The organism is Kribbella sp. DT2, assembly GCF_049844575.1.
In the GTDB taxonomy this organism is placed as follows: Bacteria; Actinomycetota; Actinomycetes; order Propionibacteriales; family Kribbellaceae; genus Kribbella.
This window is the reverse complement of the sequence record NZ_JBNCLH010000008.1, coordinates 203,522-223,264: the sequence shown is the minus strand read 5'-3', so window position 1 is coordinate 223,264 and position 19,743 is coordinate 203,522. Positions and strand designations below refer to the sequence as shown.

Annotated in this window: 18 protein-coding genes; 12 read left to right on the top strand and 6 right to left on the bottom strand. The window is 71.0% G+C overall.

What is annotated here, in order from left to right; genetic code table 11:
- Window positions 1–2: 2 nt before the first annotated feature.
- On the bottom strand, window positions 3–812 hold the full coding sequence (locus ACLQ2O_RS31075) for a sugar isomerase domain-containing protein (RefSeq protein WP_425838456.1): 810 nt from the start codon (window positions 810–812) through the stop codon (window positions 3–5).
- 208 nt (window positions 813–1,020) lie between these two features.
- Here ACLQ2O_RS31075 and ACLQ2O_RS31070 point away from each other — a divergent pair, with 208 nt between their 5' ends.
- Both ACLQ2O_RS31070 and ACLQ2O_RS31065 read left to right on the top strand, forming a co-directional pair.
- A complete protein-coding gene (locus tag ACLQ2O_RS31070) occupies window positions 1,021–2,067 on the top strand; it encodes an N-acetylglucosamine kinase (protein WP_425838453.1) in 1,047 nt (348 codons plus the stop codon).
- Between the two features lie 68 nt (window positions 2,068–2,135).
- Window positions 2,136–2,693 carry an RDD family protein gene (locus ACLQ2O_RS31065; RefSeq protein ID WP_425838451.1) on the top strand — a complete coding sequence of 186 codons (558 nt, stop codon included), beginning with the start codon at window positions 2,136–2,138 and terminating at the stop codon, window positions 2,691–2,693.
- Here the strand turns inward: ACLQ2O_RS31065 and ACLQ2O_RS31060 are convergent.
- Window positions 2,586–3,233: a response regulator gene (locus tag ACLQ2O_RS31060; protein WP_425838448.1), complete on the bottom strand. Its 648-nt coding sequence runs from the start codon at window positions 3,231–3,233 to the stop codon at window positions 2,586–2,588. The two genes, ACLQ2O_RS31065 and ACLQ2O_RS31060, sit on opposite strands and share 108 nt — an antisense overlap.
- An 11-nt stretch (window positions 3,234–3,244) precedes the next feature.
- Window positions 3,245–4,594 carry a sensor histidine kinase gene (locus ACLQ2O_RS31055; protein WP_425838446.1) on the bottom strand — a complete coding sequence of 450 codons (1,350 nt, stop codon included), beginning with the start codon at window positions 4,592–4,594 and terminating at the stop codon, window positions 3,245–3,247.
- 180 nt (window positions 4,595–4,774) lie between these two features.
- On the opposite strand from ACLQ2O_RS31055, the gene ACLQ2O_RS31050 reads away from it, so the two are divergent.
- From ACLQ2O_RS31050 to ACLQ2O_RS31030, 5 genes are all read left to right on the top strand, one after another.
- Entirely contained in the window at window positions 4,775–6,502 is a 1,728-nt protein-coding gene (locus tag ACLQ2O_RS31050; protein WP_425838443.1) for an alpha/beta fold hydrolase, read from the top strand.
- 197 nt (window positions 6,503–6,699) lie between these two features.
- The gene (locus ACLQ2O_RS31045; RefSeq protein WP_425838440.1) at window positions 6,700–7,560 is read left to right on the top strand and encodes an alpha/beta fold hydrolase; all 861 of its coding nucleotides are present in this window, start codon (window positions 6,700–6,702) and stop codon (window positions 7,558–7,560) included.
- A 27-nt stretch (window positions 7,561–7,587) separates the two neighbouring features.
- Window positions 7,588–8,913, top strand: a complete 1,326-nt coding sequence (locus tag ACLQ2O_RS31040) for a serine/threonine-protein kinase (RefSeq protein ID WP_425838437.1) — start codon at window positions 7,588–7,590, stop codon at window positions 8,911–8,913.
- Window positions 8,914–8,974: 61 nt separating this feature from the next.
- Window positions 8,975–9,574, top strand: coding sequence for an ArsR/SmtB family transcription factor (locus tag ACLQ2O_RS31035; RefSeq protein WP_425838435.1), 600 nt, complete (start codon window positions 8,975–8,977; stop codon window positions 9,572–9,574).
- Window positions 9,571–10,821, top strand: a complete 1,251-nt coding sequence (locus tag ACLQ2O_RS31030) for an MFS transporter (protein WP_425838432.1) — start codon at window positions 9,571–9,573, stop codon at window positions 10,819–10,821. Before ACLQ2O_RS31035 ends, ACLQ2O_RS31030 begins: the two co-directional genes overlap by 4 nt.
- Here the strand turns inward: ACLQ2O_RS31030 and ACLQ2O_RS31025 are convergent.
- Window positions 10,818–12,110: a hemolysin family protein gene (locus ACLQ2O_RS31025; protein WP_425838429.1), complete on the bottom strand. Its 1,293-nt coding sequence runs from the start codon at window positions 12,108–12,110 to the stop codon at window positions 10,818–10,820. The two genes, ACLQ2O_RS31030 and ACLQ2O_RS31025, sit on opposite strands and share 4 nt — an antisense overlap.
- Window positions 12,111–12,240: 130 nt before the next feature.
- Here ACLQ2O_RS31025 and galT point away from each other — a divergent pair, with 130 nt between their 5' ends.
- Both galT and galK read left to right on the top strand, forming a co-directional pair.
- Window positions 12,241–13,284, top strand: coding sequence for a galactose-1-phosphate uridylyltransferase (galT, locus tag ACLQ2O_RS31020; RefSeq protein ID WP_425838426.1), 1,044 nt, complete (start codon window positions 12,241–12,243; stop codon window positions 13,282–13,284).
- Complete coding sequence (gene galK, locus ACLQ2O_RS31015) at window positions 13,281–14,411, top strand: galactokinase (RefSeq protein ID WP_425838423.1); 1,131 nt, start codon at window positions 13,281–13,283, stop codon at window positions 14,409–14,411. The genes galT and galK overlap by 4 nt, the downstream gene beginning before the upstream one ends.
- Before the next feature lie 411 nt (window positions 14,412–14,822).
- Here galK and ACLQ2O_RS31010 read toward each other — a convergent pair whose 3' ends face one another.
- A complete protein-coding gene (locus ACLQ2O_RS31010) occupies window positions 14,823–15,641 on the bottom strand; it encodes a DeoR/GlpR family DNA-binding transcription regulator (RefSeq protein ID WP_425838421.1) in 819 nt (272 codons plus the stop codon).
- Window positions 15,642–15,753: 112 nt separating this feature from the next.
- Between ACLQ2O_RS31010 and ACLQ2O_RS31005 the strand changes: the two genes are divergently transcribed.
- Both ACLQ2O_RS31005 and ACLQ2O_RS31000 read left to right on the top strand, forming a co-directional pair.
- Window positions 15,754–16,911, top strand: a complete 1,158-nt coding sequence (locus ACLQ2O_RS31005) for a GNAT family N-acetyltransferase (RefSeq protein ID WP_425838418.1) — start codon at window positions 15,754–15,756, stop codon at window positions 16,909–16,911.
- An 89-nt stretch (window positions 16,912–17,000) separates the two neighbouring features.
- Window positions 17,001–17,660 carry a GNAT family N-acetyltransferase gene (locus tag ACLQ2O_RS31000; RefSeq protein ID WP_425838415.1) on the top strand — a complete coding sequence of 220 codons (660 nt, stop codon included), beginning with the start codon at window positions 17,001–17,003 and terminating at the stop codon, window positions 17,658–17,660.
- 74 nt (window positions 17,661–17,734) lie between these two features.
- Here the strand turns inward: ACLQ2O_RS31000 and ACLQ2O_RS30995 are convergent, their stop codons facing one another.
- The gene (locus ACLQ2O_RS30995) at window positions 17,735–18,649 is read right to left on the bottom strand and encodes an NAD-dependent epimerase/dehydratase family protein (protein ID WP_425838412.1); all 915 of its coding nucleotides are present in this window, start codon (window positions 18,647–18,649) and stop codon (window positions 17,735–17,737) included.
- A 122-nt stretch (window positions 18,650–18,771) separates the two neighbouring features.
- Between ACLQ2O_RS30995 and ACLQ2O_RS30990 the strand changes: the two genes are divergently transcribed.
- The gene (locus ACLQ2O_RS30990) at window positions 18,772–19,611 is read left to right on the top strand and encodes a CAP domain-containing protein (protein WP_425838409.1); all 840 of its coding nucleotides are present in this window, start codon (window positions 18,772–18,774) and stop codon (window positions 19,609–19,611) included.
- Window positions 19,612–19,743: the final 132 nt, after the last annotated feature.

The following is a 19,743-nucleotide window of genomic DNA, read 5'->3' as shown; positions in this document are numbered from 1 at the left end:
TTTCAGGCAGTACGACGGATCCGGCCGGCGTACTTTGCTTCCAGGGCGTGATTGTGGTCGTCGCCGCCGGGAATGTTCGCGGACAGGTAGACCGGTGGTGTTTCGCCTGCCTCGGCCAGCCGGCGCAGGACCTCAGCAACCAGCATCTGCGCGATCAGCGCGGCGGTGATGGACGACACGGCGCAAACCTTGCCGAATCCCGGCAGTTCGAGCACGGAGTCGCCGTACGGCGCGTGGTTGTCGAGCACCACGTCGGCGAAGTCGATCAGTTTCTTGCCCGACGGGTGCCGTGACTCGACACCGGCGGTGTGCTGCAGCGAGGTGATCGCGATCAGCGGGTGACCGTGCTCCTTGACGACGCTGGCCAGCTCCACGATCGAGCCGTTGACGCCGGAGTTGGAGGCGATCACGAACAGGTCGTTCTTCTGCGCGGCGCTGAGCTCGTACAGCCGGCGGGAGATCGACGGGTCGCGCTCGAGCTCGCCGCCGCGCAGCAGCTCGACCGGCTCACCGCCGAGCAGGACCAGGTCGCGCAGGGCGAGCCGGTTGGTGGCGATCAGGCCACCGGCGCGGCCGGCGATCTCCATCGCGAGGGCCTCGGAGTGGCCGGACCCGAAGGCCTGGATCACGCCGTCGCCCCGCAGCGAGGTGACGAAGAGGTCCGCGGCGTCCTGGATCGGGCCGTCGATCTGCTCGGTGACCGCGGCCAGGATCGGTGTCAGCGTGTGAACATACGACTGCGCACTGACGCCACCGGTGTCCGTCCCCGATCCCGCGTGTGCGCCCGTGCTGCCGCCCGTCGTACTGGCCATCAGAGGCCCCACCCCTCGACTAATCTGTTCGCCGCGACACACCTGGTGCCGACAAGTGCGCAAGTTTGCGGTTTGCTGGACAGAACTTTTCTCACCTGACAGCTAAAGTCAAGGCTCATCTCACTCTTCCTTCCAGATCGGGACCGTTGCGTAACCTTGCACGTTATTGTCCATAAACGCTCTGATTGAGCAGTTTGGAGCACCGCCTATGTCCGTCGACCACGCCCTTCCGGAACCACAGGACGCAGTGGTCCTGCGACCTGTCACCACACTGGTCCTGGGCGGGGACCTCGGCGGCACGTCCACCCGGATCGTGATCGCCGATATGGAAGGCAACGTAGTCGGTCGAGGGGCTGCCGCGGGCGGAAACCCGACCAGTCACCCCGCGAGTGCCGCGGCGAACTTCGGCCAGGCGATCCGCCAGGCGCTCACCGGCCTCGATCCGGCCCTGGTGAAGGCGGCCGTGATCGGCGCGGCGGGCGGGTCCGCACTGTCCAAGCCGGAGGTCGCCGCCCAGTTCGACGCCGCCTGGTCGGGCGCCGGGCTGGTCTGCGTCCCCCGCTACATCGGCGACCTGGAGGTCGCGTTCGCATCCGGTACGCCGGAAGCGGACGGCGCCGTGCTGATCGCGGGCACGGGCAGCGCGGCCGGACTGGTCCGCGACCACCGTCTGGTCGGTACGGCGGACGGCCACGGCTGGCTGCTCGGCGACGACGGGTCCGGCTTCTGGCTCGGCCGCGAGGCGCTGCGCAGTCTGTTGCGCGCGCTCGACCTGGGCGAGCCGATCGGGCTGCTCGGCGACGCCGTGGTCCAGGCCGTCCTGCCGGGCTGGGACCCGGGCGCTGTCGCGGAACGTGAAGGCTACGATCTGCTCCGTGACGACCTGATCAGGACCGTGAACTCGCGCCCACCGGTGCTGCTGGCCGAACTGGCCCGGACGGTGGTGGCGGCGTACGACCAGAACGACAAGACGGCGCACGCGCTGGTGAAACGCGCAGCCGAACTGCTCACAGAAACGGTCAGCCGGCTGCGGACAACGTCGGACAACGGTCCGCTGGTGCTCGCGGGCAGTGTCGCGGGCGAGTCGTCGCCGGTCGGCCGGTTGCTGCGTCAGAGCATCCGCGACCACTTCCACGGTGAGGTCCTCACCGCCCACGACGGCGTCGGCGGCGCCACCTGGCTGGCGCTGGGCGCGCTGGACCCGGCCCTCGCCACTCGCGACAACCACACCCGCCTGGTCGCACCGCCCACCTGAGCGTCTTCGGGCACCGGCCGGTCGGTGCCCGAAGTGAGGCTTGCGGGGGCGGTGGGATGATGGCGGGCGTGACTGCTCTCACCGCTGCGACGACTCGGGTGACACCGCGACGTTGTGCGCAGTGGGCGCTCGACCTGTTCGCGGTGCTGGTCGTGTCGACCCTGATCACGGTCGGGAGCCTGTTCCTCCTGGTCAAGGCGGGCGCGCACGGTCGCGGCCTCGGAAACGTCCTGGGTGGCGTCTTCCTCGGCTCGGCCTTCGTGCTGCAGGTCGTGAACGAGATCCTGCTCCCCCGCCGCAACGGCGGCCGGACCGTCGGGATGCTGGCGTTCGGGCTCCGCACGCTCACGCTGGAAGGCACGCTGCCGAGCTGGAAGCAGTTCCTGGTCCGGTACCTGCTCTGGGTGGTCGACGGCCTGTTCTGGGGGCTGGTCGCTCTCGTGGTCGTCTGCTGCACGCGGTACCGGCAGCGGGTCGGCGACCTGGCCGCCCGGACCGTGGTGGTCCGGTCGACGGTGTCAGTCGACGAGCCGGTTCTCCCAGGCCCAGACGGCGAGCTCGGTGCGGTTGCGCAGCCCGAGCTTCCGCTGGGCGCTGGCCAGGTGCGACTTGACGGTAGAGAGTGACAGCGTCAACTCGTCGGTGATCTCGCTGTTCATCCGCCCGCGCGCGACCGCGCGGACCACGTCGGCCTCCCGCTCGGTCAACGGGTGCGCCGCCGGAGCCGTCGGGGCGGCCGCCTGGGTGAAGCGTTCGAGCAGCCGCGCGGTGACCGACGGCGAGACGATCGACTCGCCGTCCGCCGCGGCGCGGACCGCCTCGACCAGCAGCCGCGGACCGGCGTCCTTGACCAGGAACCCGCAGGCCCCGGCGCGCAGCGCGGCGTACACGTTCTCGTCCACGTCGTAGGTCGTCACCACGACCACCCGCAGCGGATCGGCCACCCCGGGCCCCGCGAGCAGCTTCGTCGCCTGGATGCCGTCGATCAGCGGCATCCGGATGTCCATCAGTACGACGTCCGGCCGCAGCTCGCGCGCCTTCCGGACCGCTTCCTCGCCGTCGGTGGCCTCGGCGACCACCTCGAGGCCGGGCTCGGACTCCAGGATCAGCCGGAACCCGGTCCGCACCATCGCCTGGTCGTCGGCCAGCAGCACCCGTACGGCCATCGTCGTCTCCTTCACCGGAACGGCTGCCCCGAGTCGACCGGCAGCGTCGCGTGCACCCGCCAGCGCCCTTCCGGGCCGGCGCCGGACGACAACGTACCGCCCAGCGCCTGCGCGCGTTCGGCCATGCCCACCAATCCGTACCCTTCCCCTCGCTCGGCCTGGACCGGTACGGCGTTGACGACCGTGAGCTCCAGCGCCGCGGTCAGGCCCCTGCGGCGCAGTCCGGCCGACACCTCGATCGGCGAACCCGGTACGGCGTACCGCCGCGCGTTGGTGACCGCCTCGAGCACGATCCGGTGCGCCGCGGTGATTGTTGTTGGAGGCAACGACAACTGGTCGAGCTCGGCGGCGGCGGTCAGCCGCACCCGAGGATCGTTGCCGCAGGCCTCCTTCAGCTCGGCCAGCAGCGCCGGTCCATCGCCGGTCGGTGTCCGGCTCGTTCCGCCGCCGCCCGGCTCCTCGGTGGTCCCCGCGCGGCTCGTTCCGCCGCCGCCCGGCTCCTCGGTGCGGAGCATGCCGACCAGCCTTCGCATCGCGCTCAGGGCTTCACTGCCTGCTTGCTCGATCTCCGGGTAGGCGCCGGGCTTCTCGTCGCGCCGGGTCGCGGCGACTTGCGCCCCCTGGGCAAGGACAACGATCCCGGTCACGTGGTGCGCGACGAAGTCGTGCAGCTCCCGGGCCAGCGTGAGCCGCTCGGACTCCCGCGCGCGGGCCAACTCCGCGTCGTACCGGCTGTCGGAATCGCGCAGGACGAGACCGGTCGCCACGCTGCCACCCCACATCAGCGCGGCCGGTACGGCGAGCAAGGCCCACGAAGAGTGCAGCCCGAACCGCAGCGGCGCAGCAACGGTCGCGGCCACCCCGACCAGTACGACGAGCGGCGCGACCGACCGCGACGGCAGCCGGTGGCAGACCGCTCCGCACAGCAGCGCCAGCGCGAGCGCCTCGGCCAAGGGCGACTGCGCCTGTACGGCCGCCCCGGCCCAGGACGCCAGACCGCTGCCGACACTGACCAGCAGGGACGTGGAAGCGACCACCACGGTCAACAGCACGAGCCGATCGAAGTGGCGCCGGAGCACGGCGACCACGGCGGCGCCCAGCCCGATCGCTGGCGTGATCGCGGTGAACGACGCGGCGAGCAGCCCACCGGTCGGCGCCGGGTGCACGAGCGTGATCGCGAGGTCGGCCGCGGTGAGCAGCGCGAGCGCCGCGATCTCCGCGACCAGCGGCGCCCGCCGGCGGTGGGCGGCAACCAGCGGCGCACGCCCATCGTGGCCGCCGGCCGCCGCCGCGCGCCGGGCGCGGGCGTCGGCACCGTCCGGCACCGGGCCGGATCCGCTGGCGTGGCCGGGACTCGTCATGGTTCCAGCATGCCTTCCCGAACCGTCTCCGCACGTCAGCTCGACGGCTGGACTCCACCCTGGCCGAAAGGACGAGGTGCCGCCGCCGATCCGGCCGTTCGGTCGTGCCGCGCAGGCGACGGGCGGAAATACGTTCGTGGCGAGAAGGTTCGCCCACCGTGAGGAAGGCAAGGCAAGGGTATGAGACGCCTACGAGCAGGACTCGCCGCCGCGACGTCGATCTCGTTGCTCGCCGTGATGAGTCCACTGACAGCCGGCGCCGCACCGGATCTGTCGAAGTACACCGGACAGAAGTTGACCTGGGGTGCGTGCACCTTCAAGGCCGAGGTGCCCGTCCAGTGCGCGCAACTGACCGTGCCGCGGGACTGGTCGGCGCCGGAGGCCGGCAAGGACCTGAAGGTGACGGTCAGCCGGGTCGCGGCGACCGGTGCCGAGGACAACTACCAGGGGATCGTGCTGACCAACCCCGGCGGGCCCGGCGGCCAGGGCACGGGGCTCGCCGCCGACCTCGCCAAGCTGCAGCCGACGCTGAACGCGCAGTACGACGTACTCGGCATGGATCCTCGGGGCACCGGACAACAAGGTGCGGCCGGGCAGGCCGGGCTCGGCATCACCTGCCAGGTGCCGGTCGGACGGTTGCCCGAGGGACCGCTGGACGCCCGGGACCGGTCGCCGAAGAGCATCGCGGACCACCAGCAGACCCCTAAGGTGATCGCCGAGGCCTGCCAGAGCGTGGCGGAGGCGCCGTACATCACCACCTGGCAGACCGCGCACGACATGGACCTGCTGCGACAGTTGCTCAAGGCACCTAAGTTGAACTACGTCGGGTACTCGTACGGGACCTGGCTGGGCGCGAAGTACGCGTCGCAGTTCCCGGCCACCACCGGACGGATCGTGCTCGACTCGAGCGTGGACTTCCAGGGCCGGCTGCAGGCCGACTTCGAGGACTTCCCGCGGATGGGGCAGCGGCAGGCCGACGACGTGTTCCTGCCCTGGCTGACCCGCACGATGCCGGACGTCTTCGGTACGACGACCAAGCAGGCCGCGGCCGCGATCGAGAGCGGCCGGAGCAAGGCCTCGGCGCTGGGCACCAGCCCGGACAGCTACGACGCGCTCCTGATCGGCAACGGCAGCGAGCTCGGCTGGCTGCTGCGCCTGCTGGTGCTCAGTGTCGTGATCACGGGCGACACGGCCGACCTCCAGAAGCTGCCGGCCGGGCTGCGTGGCCAGGTCGACGCGTTGTCGCGCGAGCGGTTCGGTGTCACCACGGCGAAGCTGACCACCGCCGCCGTGGCGAAGGCCGACCTCGGCCAGGCCACGCCGGACTACCAGCAGTTGCCGATCACCCGGTACGCCGTAGCCTGCGGCGACCAGGTGACGAAGTCGACCCAGTCGTACAAGACGCTGAGCGACGTCCAGGGCCGCAAGTACCCGGCGTACGGCTGGCAGTACGGGCTCAGCGAGGTCTGCGGTCCCTGGTCGGACGCGCCGAAGGAGACGCTGCCGGACCTGCCGAAGTCGGTTCGGGACAACGTGCTGGTGGTGCAGGGCGAGTTCGACCCGCAGACGTCGTACGAGCAGGCGACGAGCGCGGTGCGCAAGGCGCCCGGCGTGGACCTGCTGCGAGTGGACGACGCGGCCTTCCACGGGCAGTACGGCCTGCAGGGCAACCCGTGCGTCGACGGTGTCGTGAACACGTACCTGCTGTACGGCTCGAAGAGCGACAACAGCCTGTGCCCGTCGGTGCCGCTGCCGGGTGAGGACAAGGTCTTCCCGGTCCGCGGACCGGTCGACAAGTACCTGGGCACCCATCGAACGGGCCGCGCCGGGGCGCTGAAGTCGGTCGACAACCAGCTCCGGATCGAGCTGTCCGACCGGATCTCGGTACTGAACCAGCCGGTCAGGTAGCGATCGGCCGCAGCTCGCCCGTCGCGGTCAGCTCGGCGAGCAGGGTGGTTCCTTTCGTCGGAACGGATCTTCGCGGCAGAGGTCGGAGGCGGTCCGCGGTCGTCGACATTTCGCCCGTTCTCGGGGGAACGGACGAAATGTCGAGCCGCGGGCGGCGGTGGCGACGTACCGTCCGAACACCGACCCGGAGGACTGTGATGGAAGAGACCGACCTGCGCCTGCCCGACGGCCGCACGCTGCACGTGTACGACACGCACCCGGGCGACGACCACCGTGTCCCGGTCGTCTGGCACCACGGCACGCCCAACCTCGGCGTCCCGCCCGTGCCGCTGCGCGAAGCCTCCGACTGGCTGGGGCTGCGGTGGGTCTCGTTCGACCGGCCCGGGTACGGCGGGTCGACGGTCGCGCCCGGCCGGACGATGCGGTCGGTCGCGCGGGACGTCGAGCACGTCGCCGACACGCTCGGCCTCGGCCGGTTCAGCGTGATGGGCTACTCCGGCGGCGGCTCGTACGCGCTCGCCTGCGCGGCGACGCTCGGCGACCGCGTCCAGGCGGTCGTCAGCCTGGCCGGCATCGCGCCGTACGGCGTACCGGGCCTGGACTGGTTCGGCGGGATGATCCCGTCGGGCGTCGCCGCGCTCCAGGCGGCGCGGGCCGGCCGGGAGGCGCGGGCGGCGCTGCCGGACGACGACTACGACCCGGAGTTCGCGCCCGTCGACCTGGCGCTCTTCGACGGTCCGTGGGGCTGGCTCGGTCAGATCGCCGGGCCGGTCGCGCTCACCGCCGGCCCGTACGGTCCGATCGACGACGACGTCTCGTACCTGCAGCCCTGGGGCTGCGACCCCGCCGAGATCACCGCGCCCGTCCTGCTCGTGCACGGCGGCATCGACCGCATCATCCCGCCGACCCACGCCCGCTGGCTGGCCGCCCACATCCCGTACGCCGAACACGTCGAGCACCCGTCCGACAGCCACATCTCCGTCCTCGGCCACGCCGAGCCCACCCTCGACTGGCTCCGCGACCGCGCCGACGGCCCCACGGCGTACCCGCTCGGCTAGGCGCGTCCGCCGGGGGTGTTCGCCAGGGTGGCCCCCGAGCTACGGGCCGTACGGGAAGCTCTGGAGCGCATGCCCGGCGGGTACCTGGCCCGGATGAGGCGTGACGTGCTGGTGGCCGAGCGGTACCGAGTGGGTGATCCACTCGGGCGCGGTGGCATGGGCGAGGTGTTCCGGGCGACCGACGAACTGCTCGGCCGGGAGGTCGCGATCAAGCTGCTGCTCCCCGCGCGGCGCGAGCCGGAGATGGCCGAACGGTTCCACCGCGAGGCCCGGGCGGCGGCATCGCTGTCCGACCCGCACGTCGTCGCGGCGTACGACTTCGGCCCGTACGAGGACGGCTTCTTCCTGGTGATGGAGCTCGTCGAGGGCCGTACCATCGCGGTGGAGCTACGGCGGTCCGGCCCGTTCGGTCCCGAGCGTGCGCTGGACGTGATCCGGCAGAGCGCGGCGGGCCTGGCCGCGGCACACCACAACGACATCGTGCACCGGGACGTGAAGCCGCAGAACCTGCTGATCACGCCCGACGGCACGGTCAAGGTCACCGACTTCGGGATCGCGCGCTTCCTCACCGACACCACGACGACGCTGACCGCGACCGGGCAGATCCTCGGGTCGATCCACTACCTGGCTCCCGAGCGCGCCCAGGGGCTGCCGGCGGGCAAGGCGTCGGACGTGTACGCGCTGGGGTGCGTGCTCTACCAGTTGGTCACCGGGCATCCGCCGTTCCAAGGCGATCAGCCGGCCGTGGTGATGTACCAGCAGGTGTCGACCGAGCCCACCCCGCCGAGCGACCTGCGGCCGCAGCTGGCCGGTGAGTTCGAGGCGCTGCTGATGAGCATGCTCGCGAAGAACCCGGACGACAGGCCGACCGCGGCCCAGGTCGCCGCCGGTACGACGCCGCATTCCGTCGCGACCGCCCGGCTGGCCGATGGTCCTGTGTCCCGCGGCCATGCGACTCCCAGGCCGGGCGGCGCCACGGCCTCCCAACGGTCGCGGCGGAGGCTGATCGGCGCCGGCGCCGCGGTCGCCGTCCTCGCCGGCGTCGGCGCGGGCGTCGTACTGGACAACCGCGATCGGCGGCTGCCGGAGACGACCAACCTGACGCCACCGTCGACCCAGCGGAGCACGCCGACAGCGCCGACGGCGACGGCGAAGCCCACCGCGACCCGCCCGCCCGTCACCACCACCGTCAGCACCGAGCGGCGGGTGAGTACGACCGGCAAGCCGGCCACGAACCCACCGAAGACGACCATTCCGCCCGGCCCACCGAAGCCCGGCAAACCCGAGCAGCCCGGCAAACCGGACAACCCCGGGCAGGGCAAGTCGAACGGCAAGGGCCCGAAGAAGCCCTAGCTCCCCGACCTATTCCAAGCAACAGCTTGACATCGTCCGTCGTCTGCCGCATATTCCAAGCATGTCTTTGGAATCTGAGGATCCTCGTCGGCGGCGGTTGCTGGACGATCCGCTGGCGATCCGGGCGATGGCGCACCCGGTGCGGCTCGACCTGCAGGCGCTGCTGGGCAAAGAAGGTCCGCTGACCGCGGCCGACGCGGCCCGGCGGCTGGGGATCAGCCAGGCGTTGGCGTCGCACCACCTGCGGCAGCTGGCGAAGTACGACTTCGTCGAGCCGGCGCCCGGCAAGGACAACCGCGAGCGTCCGTGGCGACTCGTGTCCACCTCGCAGACCTGGCGCAGTGCGCGGCTGACCGGCGAAGGCGCGGCGGCCGCGGACATTCTCGAGCAGCTGATCGCCGAGCGGGCGCTGAACAACCTGGCCGACTGGCAGCAGCGGCGGCGCACCGAGCCCGACGTACTGGTCGAGAACTCGGGCATCAGTCACACCGGCGTCTACCTGACGGGCGAGGAGCTGGCCGAGCTCGAGGAACAGGTCAGCGCCCTGCTGCAGCGGTACGCCGAGGAGCGGCCGATCGACGACAAGTCCACCCGGCCACCGGGCAGCCGGTTGGTCGACATCACCCGGATCGTCAGCGTGCTTCCCGAGGGGGACTCATGAGGGACCTGTGGGCGGTGCTCGTCCGGCGCCGCGACTACCGGCTAGTGCTGAGCGCCGGGCTGATCTCGCTGACCGGCGACTGGATCCTGCGGACCGGGCTCGCCTTCCACGTGTACACGCTCACCGGCTCGACGCTGGCCTCCGGCGGGTTGCTGCTGGCGTCGTTCGTGCCGCTGGTGGTGCTGGGTTCGCTGGCCGGGGTGTTCGTCGACCGGTGGGACCGGCGGCGGACGATGATCGTGGTCAACCTGCTGCACGCGATCGTGCTGCTGCCGCTGCTCGCCGTACGGGACGAGAGCGGGTTGTGGGTGATCTACGTGATCGTGTTCGCGCAGAGTTGCCTGCAACAGTTCTTCCGGCCGGCCGAGCAGTCGCTGGTGCCGCACCTGGTGGATCCGCGGCAGCTCGTGACGGCGAACGCGTTGAACAGTCAGAGCAACGACATCGCCCGGCTCGTCGGGGCCGCAGTCGGCGGAGTCCTGGCCGCGGCGGGTGGGCTGCCGTTGCTCGCGGCCGTCGATGCGGCGACCTACCTCCTGGCGATGGGCTTGCTGATCGGCGTGAAGCACCGGGCCGTGGCCGTGGTGCGCGAACGGACCTCCGGCGCGGTGCAGCGGTTGAAGACCGAGTGGACCGACGGGTTGCGGATCTGCCTGAGCAGCAAGGCGATGCGGATCGTGTTCGTCTTCGGGCTGGTGACCGGCGTCGGTGAGGGCGCGATGAGTACGTTGTTCGCGCCGTTCGTGAGCTCCGAGCTGGGCGGCGACGGTACGGCGTACGGACTGATCGTGTCGGCGCAGGCGGTCGGCGGGATCGTCGGCGGGCTGGTCGCGGCGGCGGTCGGAGCGCGCTTCGCGGCAGCGAAGCTGTGGGGTGTGGGGGCGGTGCTGTTCGGGCTGATCGACCTGGCGCTGTTCTGCTACCCGTTGTTCTACGACGGCCTGACGCCGGCGTACGTACTGATGGTCGCGGTGGGTCTCCCGGGCGCGTTCGTCGTCGCCGCCTCGATGACCGTGGTGCAGCGGCTCACCGACGACGCGTCACGAGGCCGCGTCTTCGGCGCGCTGTTCGCCGCCGAAGGACTCGCGGTGCTCGTCGGCATCGTCGCCTCCGGCCTGCTCGGCGAGGTCGTCGGCATCATCCCGGTGCTGGTCTTCCAGGGCCTCGGCTTCACCGCCGGAGGGCTGGTGGTCCTCGCCAGGAGCAATCTGCTCGAGGAGAAGGCACCAGCCCTCGTACCGGTCTAGCTGACATCCTCGGTGGCGACCTGGTGCACCCGGACGCGGGCGACGCGGCGGCCGTCCATCTCGGTGACGGTGATGTTGTAGCCGTCGACGGCGCCCTCGTCGCCGACCGTGGGAACGCGGCCGAGCTGGGCGGCGAGGAAGCCGGCGACGGTCTCGTACGGCCCGTCGGGCAGCTCGACACCGGTCTCGTCGGCGAAGTCGTCGAGGTTGAGCAGGCCGTCGACCTCGACGTCACCGCTGCGCAGACGGGTGGTCTCGCCCGCCTCCTCGTCGTACTCGTCCTTGATGTCGCCGATCAGCTCCTCGACCAGGTCCTCGAGCGTGACGATGCCGGCGGTGCCGCCGTACTCGTCGAGCACGATCGCCAGGTGCGTCGAGCGCCGGCGCATCTCGGTCAGCGTCGGCAGCAGCTTCGCGGTGTCCGGCAGCATCAGGACATCGCGGGCCAGGTCGCCGACCCGGACCGACCGCGACGCGACCGCCGGGTCGAACAGGTCGCGCACGTGCACGAACCCGACGATGTCGTCGGCCGAGCCGTTCATCACCGGGTAGCGCGAGTGCGGCCGCTCGGCGGCGAACTTCACCGCCTTGTACGCCGGCATCTCGGCGTCGACGAAGTCCACCTCGGTCCGCGGCAGCATCAGCTCGCGCAGCTGCCGGCCGCCGGCCTCGAAGACGTCGTCGACGATCCGGCGCTCCTCCTCGCCGAGCGACTCGTGCCCGGACACCAGGTCGCGCAGCTCCTCGTCGCTCATCACCTCACGGTTGGCGTTCGGGTCGCCGCCGAGCGCGCGGACGACCAGGTCGGTGGACCTGGACAGCAGCCAGATCACCGGCCGGACGGCCGAGGCGATCCGGTCGACCAGCGGGGCCAGGCCGAGCGCGAACACCTCGGCGCGCTGCAGCGCGAGCCGCTTGGCCGCCAGCTCACCGATCACGATCGACACGTAGGAGATGGCCACCGTGATCAGCACCAGCGCGACGGTGCTGGCGACGGACTCGGGCAGGCCGAGGTCCTCCAGGTGCGGTGCCAGCCCGTCGGCCAGTGTCGCGCCACCGAAGGCGGCGGACAGGAAGCCCATCAGGGTGACGCCGATCTGCACGGCGGACAGGAAACGGTTCGGGTTCGCGGCGACCCGGGCGACGGTCTCGCCGCGCCGGCCTCGGGTGGCGATCGACTTGATCTGGCTCTCCCTCAGGGAGACCAGGGCCATCTCGGCGGCGGCGAACACACCACCGATCAGCACGAAGACGAAGATCAAAACGATGTTGAGCAGGGTCTCGTTCATGAGCTGGGAGTTCCTAGCGTCCTCTCCGGCACGGGAGAGGACGCGGAAGTAGGGCGACGTCCATCGATCCAGAGTAGCGGCGCCGGGTCGCACCATGCATGTTCAATTCTGTTGGTTTATGATCATTCGCATGACGATGCGTGGCGCGCGACGGACAGACACCAAGCTGTCCGACGGCCGGGACCTCATCTACTACGACCCGGCCGACGCTCCGCCGCGGGTCCCGCCGGCCGACACCCGCGACCTGGCGGCGCCGAAACCGCAGGTCGATCTGCGGACCGACCCGCTCACCGGCGACGTGATCACCTTCGCCACCCATCGCAACACCCGGACCTACCTGCCGCCGGCCGACCAGTGCCCGCTCGACGCCAGTACGCCGGACAACCCGACGGAGATCCCCGACCACGACTACAACGTGGCCGTCTTCGCCAACCGGTTCCCGTCGTTCGCCGGCCCCGGCCGGACCGAGGTCGTCTGCTTCACCAGCGACCACACCAAGTCGTTCACCGACCTGTCGCAGGGCCAGGCCCGGCTGGTCGTCGAGGCCTGGGCCGACCGGGTCGCCGAGCTGAGCGCCCGGCCGGACGTCGAGTACGTCTTCCCGTTCGAGAACCGCGGCCGGGAGATCGGCGTCACACTGAGCCACCCGCACGGCCAGATCTACGCCTACCCGTTCCTCCCGCCGCGGATGCGGACGCTGATGGCCCGCGCCCGCGAGCACTTCGAGGCGACCGGCGGCAACCTGTTCGCCGACATCCTGGCCGCCGAGCGCAAGGACGGCCGCCGCATCGTCGCCGAGAACGCGAACTGGACCGCGTTCGTGCCGGAGGCCGCCCGCTGGCCCGTCGAGGTGCACCTCTACCCGCACCGCCAGGTCGCCGACATCAGCGAGCTGACCGACACCGAGCGCGACGACTTCGTCCAGCTGTACCTCGACGTCCTGCGCCGCTTCGACGGCCTGTACGACGACCGCCTGCCGTACATCGCCGCCTGGCACGCGGCTCCCGTTCGCGTCGACCGCGAGCTCGGGTACCTGCACCTCGAGCTGCTGTCGATCCGCCGGGCCGCGGACAAGATCAAGTACCTGGCGGGTTCGGAGTCGGGCATGGGTGCTTTCATCTCGGACACCCGGCCCGAGGATGTCGCCGAGACTCTCCGTAAGGTCGGCGCATGAGCACGTTCGAAGAGGTCTTCGGTACGACGCCGGACGGCGCCTGGCGGGCTCCCGGCCGGGTCAACCTGATCGGTGAGCACACCGACTACAACGACGGCCTGGTGCTGCCGATCGCGTTGCCGAACCAGATCTCCGTCACCGCGTCAGCGCGTGAGGACGGCATCGTCGCGGTCTCGTCGAACGGGCAGGACGCGGTCGTCGAGTTCGCTCTCGACTCGCTGCGGCCCGGTTCGGTCACCGACTGGGCGACGTACCCGGCGGGCATGGCGTGGATCCTGCGCGAGTCCGGCTACCCGATCGGCGGCGCGAACCTGTTCGTCGACTCCGACCTGCCGACCGGCGCCGGCCTGTCGTCGTCGGCCGCGCTGCTCTGCGCGACCGGCGTCGCGCTGCTCGGCCTGCGGGGCATCGAGGTCGACCCCGCCGAGGTCGCGCGGTTGGCGCAGAAAGCTGAGAACCAGTACGTCGGTGCGCCGGTCGGGCTGATGGACCAGATGGCGTCGATGTGCTGCACCGCCGGGCACGCGCTGTACTTCGACATCCGCGCGATGTCGACGACGCAGATCCCGTTCGACCCCGAGGCCGACGGGCTCACGCTGCTGGTGATCGACGTGAAGGCTCCGCACCGCCACGTCGACGGCGAGTACGCCGCGCGGCGGAAGAGCTGCGAGAACGCGGCCGAGCTTCTCGGCGTACCGGCACTGCGCTCGATCGCCTTCGAGGAACTGGACGCTGCCCTGGCGAAGCTCCCCGAGGACGTCGACCGGCGCCGGGTGCGACACGTGGTGACCGAGATCCGGCGGGTGGAAGACGCGGTCGCCCTGATGCACGCCGGCCGGCTGCGCGACGTCGGCCCACTGTTCACCGCGTCCCACGCCTCCCTCCGCGACGACTTCGAGATCACCGTCCCCGAGCTCGACGTCGCCGTCGACACCGCGTTGTCCGCAGGAGCCCTCGGCGCCCGCATGACCGGCGGCGGCTTCGGCGGCTGCATCATCGCCCTGGTCGAGACATCCGAAGCAGACAAAACCTTCACAGCCATCGAAAAGGCCTTCGCCGACAACGGCTTCCGCGCACCCACCTCCCTCGCGGCAACCCCATCCGCAGGGGCATCGAAGCTGCACTAACCCACACCGGTTCGTGCATGGGGTGGGGTGGGGGGCACGCCCGCCCCGAAGCCCCTGCGACTCCGCCGCGGCGCGGATGGGCTGCGGCTACACCGGCACGGATGACCTGCCGCTCCGCCGCCGCACGGATGACCTGCGGCGCCGCATGCGGCCCGGGTGGGCTGCGGCTCCACGCACCGCTGCATGGCGCACCTTGCTTTTCTCCGGCCGCAGCGGCCCTCCGCCCTTGCGACTCTTCCGGCCGCATTGCAGCGGACCTCAGCCCAGGCCCCCATCCCAGGCGCGCCCATGGGGGTGGGGCGGGTGGGGGGTGGGGGCACGCTCGCCCCGAAGCGCCTGCGGCTCCGCCGCGGCGCGGGCGAGCTGCGGCACTGGTGACCTGCGGCGCGGGTGGCTGAGCTTGCTTCGCCTCTAGCCGGCGGCCAGTACCAGTTCGCAGCCGGTGTCTCGCGTGGACTTGCGGGCTGCTGGGGTGAGGCCCGTGTCGGTGACTACGACGTCGAGGTCGTTCCAGGTAGCGAAGGTACTCAGGCCGACCGTGCCCCACTTGGTGTGGTCGGCTACCAGGACGACCTCGCGGCTGGCGGCGATGAAGGACCGGTTCGTCTCGGCCTCCATCAGGTTCGGGGTGCTGAGGCCGTGCTCGGCGTCGACGCCGTGGGCGCCGAGGAACAGCATGTCGAGGTGCAGCGACTGCAGCGCGGCTGTTGCGATCGGGCCGACCAGCGCGTCCGACGGCGTACGGATGCCGCCGATCAGTACGACGGTGCGGTCCGAGCGGCCGTTGCCGTGGAACACGTCGGCGATCCGCGCCGAGTTCGTCACGACGGTCAGGTTCTCGACGCGCAGCAGCTGACGCGCCAGCGCGTACGTCGTCGTACCGGCGCCGATACCGATCGCGCTGTCCGGCCGGACGCGACGCGCGGCCTCGGCGGCGATGGCCTGCTTGGCGCCCGACTCCTGCGTCAGCTTCGCGTCGAACCCGGGCTCGTGCGCGCTGCGCAGCCCGACCGACGTCGCGCCGCCGTGCACCTTGTGCAGCAGGCCGCTGGAGTCCAGCGCGTCCAGGTCGCGGCGGATCGTCATGTCCGAGACCCCGAACCGGTCGACCAGCTCGGCGACCGTGACCGCGCCCCGGCTGTTGACCTCGGCAACGATCGTGGCCTGCCGCTGGGCAGCCAGCTGACCGCCCCGGCCGCGGGTCGGTTCGGCGTTTCCGGCAGCGTTCACACGCACAGACTACGGTCTGCGCCGCCGCGGCGCAGTGGGAAAGTGTTGCTTCCTGTGCGCCTGGCCCGAAATGCCGTTGCCCATCGACTGTTCCGGGCGTCACGCTTCGGGTATGCGATTCCCCGACGACGTCCCGGTGCTCACCGACGGCCCGGTCACCCTGCGCGCCCACACGGCCGCCGACATCGGCCCGGCGTACGAGACGTGCCAGGACCCGGAGATGCAGCGCTGGACGACCATCCCGGTCCCCTACCTGCAGGAGCACGCGGTCAGCTTCCTGACCGAGCAGATCCCGGCCAACTGGGCCGACGGCAGCTCCTACGCCTGGGCGATCCAGTACGACGGCCGGTACGCCGGCACGATCGACCTGCGCGACGGCCGCGGCGGCGTCGGCGAGGTCGGGTTCGCGGCGGCGCCGTGGGCCCGCGGCAACGGCGTGATGACGCGGGCGGTCAAGCTCGTGGTCCGGTACGCGTTCGACCGGCTCGGCTGGAGCCGGGTGATCTGGCGCGCGTACGTCGGCAACTGGGGTTCACGGCGGGTCGCCTGGAAGGCCGGGTTCCGGTCGCTGGTGACGATGCCGCAGGAAGGCCTGCAGCGCGGCGTACGGCGGGACGAGTGGGTCGCGTCGGTAACCCCCGACGATGACCTCGAGCCGCAGGGCCACTGGTGGGACATCCCGGTGATCGAGAGCAACGGCGTCCGCCTGCGCCCGCTGGTGCCGACGGACGCCGAGCGGGTGATGGCCGCGTGCAACGACGAGCGCACCAAGCTCTGGCTGGCCGGCCTGCCGTCGCCGTACGGGCTGGACGACGCGCACGGGTTCATCGAGGGCCGGATCAGCTGGGCCGCCGACGGCGACGGCGTCTCCTGGGCGATCGCGGACCCGGAGACCGACGAGCTGCTCGGCAACGTCAGCGCGTTCGACCTGCGTAACCGCAACGACCCGACGATCGCCGAGATCGGCTACTGGGGCCACCCGGACGCCCGCGGCCGCGGCGTGATGTCGGCGGCGGTCGGGCTCGCGATCAAGCACGCGTTCACGCCGCTCGACGACGGCGGGCTCGGCCGGCGCCGCCTCGTCCTGTACGCCGCCGCGCCGAACACCGCGTCAGCGCACGTGGCCGAGGTCAACGGTTTCGTCCGCACCGGCCTGGCCCGCTCCGCGAGCGCGCGCCGCGACGGCACGTACGAGGATCTGATCAGCTTCGACCTGCTCGCCACGGAACACCCCGACTACCGGAAACTGCTGGAAAACGTGGCCGATTGAGCGAGACGTCCACAGTGTGAGGCGGATTTGTTCGCCTGGCGACACCAGTTCCCCTCGCCGTCCGGCGCCAGGGCTGCTTGAATCGACAGGTGAGAGATCGTGAGGAGCTCGTCCGCCGCTGGCAGGCGGGGTGGTCGGTGTCGAGGGGCTGGACCAAGGTCGAGGACGACAACGACGGGATCCTGACCGTGCGCGCGGGTGAGGACAACCGCGCCATGGAGTACGTCGTGCTCGACGCGGACGACAAACCGGAACGGGTCGAGCGTGCGGCCGAGCTGGCGATGGCTGCCGGTGGTGGCCGGGGCGCCGGCTGGATCACGCTGGCCACCGACGACCGGGAGGCGCGGGTCGACCAGTTCGAGGACCTCGGGCTGGAGGTGCAGCGCGAGCAGGACTGGTTGATGACCATCCAGCTGTCGGAGCAGCCGGCCCTGCAGCTGAACGACCGGTACGCGCTGCACACCGAGCTCGAGTCCGACCTGATCGTCTGCCGCGCCACCGTGCACGGCGGCGTGGTGTCGAGCGGCCGGATGGCGGTGGTCGGCGAGGACGCCGTGGCGGACCGGATCGAGACCGACCCGCAGCACCGGCGGCGCGGCCTCGGCAGCGCCGTGATGGCGTCGCTGGTCGAGACCGCGGCGGCTCACGGCGCCAAGCGCGGCATCCTGATCGCGTCGATCGACGGCCTGAGGCTGTACCGCAGCCTCGGCTGGAAGGTCGTCGCGGACATCGTCATCGCCCGCTGCTAGCGACGCGGCCCTGGGCCGACCCACCTCGTGCTGGTGGGCCGGCCCCACTGGTGTGCCGTTACTTCTGGGGCCCGTTACTTCTGGGCCGCTTCGACGGTCGCGTGCAGCGCGACCTCGGTCTCGACCGGCTGGATGCCGAAGGCTTCTTCGGCCTCCGTCGAGTCGAGCACGAACGGCTTGCGGAACTGGTACTGCAGCTCCCGGATCTCCTTCGCCTGCGGGTTGAACAACCCGCCGAGCCACAGCACCGCGCTCGGCATCTCGGTCACCCGTGCCGCCGGCAGGCCGGCCAGCCGGGCCGCGTGCGCCGACAGGTCCCGGATCGACACCGGCGGCGCGGTCGGCACCAGCCACGTCCGGCCCCACGCGTTCTCGTCGCCGGCGACCGCCAGCATCGTCCGCGCGACGTCGTCGATCGCCGTCCAGCTGTGCAACGCGTCCAGGTCCGCGGGCACCGCGACCTGCTTGCCCTTCAGCAGTCCGGGCAGCACGCCCACGGTGAAGAACGACACCGCACCCGCGCCCAGGTAGTCCGAGCCGCGCACTTCCGCCGTACGGATCCGTCCGGCACGGTGAGCTGCCAGCGCGTCGGCCCACACCTTCGCGCGGACCTCGCCCTTCGCCGAGTTCGGCCGGTCCGGGTCCTGCTCGCGCATCGGCCCGACCGGATCGCCGTACGGGTAGAGGTTTCCGGTCGTGACCAGTACGGCGCCGGTCTTCTCCGCCGCCGCGACCAACGACGCACCAAGCTTCGGCCACAACGAGACCCACTGCGGGTACGGCGGGCCTCCACAACTCAGCAGCGTGCTCGCACCGTCCGCGACCACGCTCAACGCCGCCGGGTCCGACGCGTCCGCGGCCACCTTGGTGAGTCCTGGAAGATCCGGCCCACTCCCCCGCCGGGTGACCAGCTTGACCTCTTCTCCTCGGTCGACCAGCAACCGCGCGACCGCCGTACCAACTGGCCCCGCACCGACGACTACGTGCATGAGGTCCTCTCCAGAATTGTGGACTAGGGCTGAACGCTAGTACGTCAAAGGTCTGTAAGGGCCGGAACGTCCTTCGTCACAAGGGCTCGTCGCCGCAGTTGATCTCCGCTACGTTGCCTCGGGTGTCCAACACTCCGTACGACGAAGTCCCAGGCCACCAAGGTCCTCGGCGCGCGAAACGGCGCGGCGTGGCCGGACCCGTGCTCGCGGCCCTCGTCGTCCTCGGGCTGGTCGCGGGTGGCGGGTGGTACCTCACCCGGGACGGCAAGACTGCCGCACCCTCCAGCCAGGACGAGCCGCTGATCGTCGCGACCGACACCCCGCCCACGGACGACGCGCAGCCCACGCCGACGCCGACGCCGACCCCGAGCCTCACCTCGACCGTGACGCCGAGCAAGACCCCGTCGAGGACGCCCAGCGTGACGCCGTCGCCGACCCGGTCGACCACGGCGCCGAGCCGCGGCACCACGCGGACGCCGAAGCCGACGCCCACACCGACGAAGTCGTCGCCGAAGCCGAGCCACACCAGTACGCCGAAGCCGACCACGACCAAGCCGGCCCCGGTCGGCGGCACGATGGAGAACCAGGTCCTGCAGCTCACGAACAACGAGCGCCAGAAGGCCGGCTGCGGACCGCTGCGTACGAACAGCGCGCTGGCCCGGGCGGCCGAGGACCACGCCGCCGACATGGTCGACAACCACTACTTCGACCACAACAGCCAGGACGGGCGCAGCCCGTTCGACCGGATGAAGACCGCCGGGTTCAAGGGCGGCTCGATGGCCGAGAACATCGCCGTCGGCTACAGCTCCGCGGCGGCCGTGGTGAAGGGCTGGATGAACAGCGAGGGCCACCGCAAGAACATGCTCAACTGCAGCTACTCGATGATGGGCGTCGGGTACGACAGCGGGCAGGTCAAGTCCGACTGGGGCAACGGCAGCTGGGTCCAGGACTTCGGCGGGTAGTGCGAATCTTCGGGGTTCGTTAAGACCGAACGAGCGTTTGTAACAGTGGCCTTGCCGGTCGGTTAAGGTCACTGTTCGGTAACCAGGGGGGCCTGGAGCTACGCGGGGATCGACGGACGACTCGGTACGAAC